This window comes from Cytobacillus firmus (genome assembly GCF_023715565.1).
GTDB lineage: Bacteria > Bacillota > Bacilli > Bacillales > Cytobacillaceae > Cytobacillus > Cytobacillus firmus_C.
Window position 1 is genome coordinate 1 of record NZ_JAMBOJ010000127.1, and the last position, 1,537, is coordinate 1,537.

1 protein-coding gene is annotated in these 1,537 nt (G+C 36.2%); it reads right to left on the minus strand.

Going from position 1 to position 1,537, the window contains the following annotated elements; all coding sequences use genetic code 11:
• Positions 1–832: reverse transcriptase domain-containing protein (locus M3205_RS25035; protein ID WP_251172352.1), on the minus strand; the 832-nt coding region annotated here is incomplete at its 3' end.
• Between the last annotated feature and the right edge of the window lie 705 nt (positions 833–1,537).

Sequence of the window (1,537 nt, forward strand, 5' to 3'; positions counted from 1 at the left end):
CATATCTGATGATATACATTTGTTTGAGATTCGTTTTCTTTAACGCTCTAGTCTTACTATTAGGTGCATAAGAATGTTTTAGTTTTAAGCATTCCCATTGGTTAGCTATCCACCAATCTAAATCATTTAAAACAATGTTCGATAGTAGGGGGGATAGGATACCTCCTTGCGGAGTTCCTTTAGTTGGAACACCTATGCCTTTTATTGGTGCCTTTAACATTTTTGAAACAATGGCTAATACTCTTTTATCCCGTATACCTATACTGTACATTTGTTTAATTAATTTTGAATGGCTTACATTGTCAAAAAAACCTTTTATATCAATGTCTACTACATGATGTAACTTCACATTATTGACTAAGAACTGACATCTAGCCATTACATGATGAGTTGACCTATTTAGTCTGAAACCGTATGAATGGTGATAAAATTTAGCCTCACAAATTGGTTCTAATACTTGTTTGAACATCTGTTGTATTAACCTATCTCTCATAGTTGGAATTCCTAATGGTCTTTTCTTTCCATTCGGTTTAGGTATTTCAACTCTTCGTACCGTTTGAGGTTTATAATTCTTTAATGCTTTTCGAATTACTTCAATAAATTCATCAACGTTTTCAATTTTATATTTATCAATCGTGATGCCATCAGTTCCAGCTGTTTTTGAACCTGTATTCGCTTTGATGTTTCGAAAGGCTAATAAGATATTGTCTTTCGATATGATATGTTCATATAGCCTTAAACCCTTTGTAGCATTGTTTTTACTTCGCTCGTAAAGGTCATCAAATATGTCTTGCATACTGTAATATTCTGCATGCCGTAAAGCTGTACTCACCGATGGATTGTTTCTCCTTCCTTGCGGAAAATCCCATCATCGTACTCGACCCTGTGAGTTTCATTAAATTGATTTGCCTTCAACGAATAAGACTTGGGACCATCCCTCCACGTTCGTTACACGTTTCATCGGTACTATATCCCTACTTTCGCAAGAATAAAGTCACTTCGATGTTTATTTATCTTATAGACACCATCCAGATAGTAGTCTTTTAATAGTGGATGTTTCTTACTTACAACGTTCCGATTAACCTAGCTTTACATATATCCGTAGGTGCTTACTTTAAGCCTGTCAATTCTATATCCTCATTAGTTAGATATTCCGAGGTTCCTATGTACTAGTCGTACTTTTCGGTGTTTGACACTGCATTTACAGCATACGTCTTTCGAGCGTATTAGATTCTAGACCTGTACATTCGCAAGTTCGTCAGTCCATCTGGACATTCTCACCTTAGATATTTTATAGCATCCCGACCTATCATGAACCATATTCTGTTTAAGAACTTAGGTACATTTCAGCCGACTTCACCTAGCTTCATACACGTTCGGGCTACTACCATTCCGTGCATGTAGGAGTATCAGATAACTCGTTTCAGCTCAACATGACGGCCCTCATTCCAAGTTTCAATTAATCAGTTGTGATTGCTTTTTAGCAATCCTCCTATTTCGTGTTTATACACTTATAAGGAAACGTTTCGCACAGTAC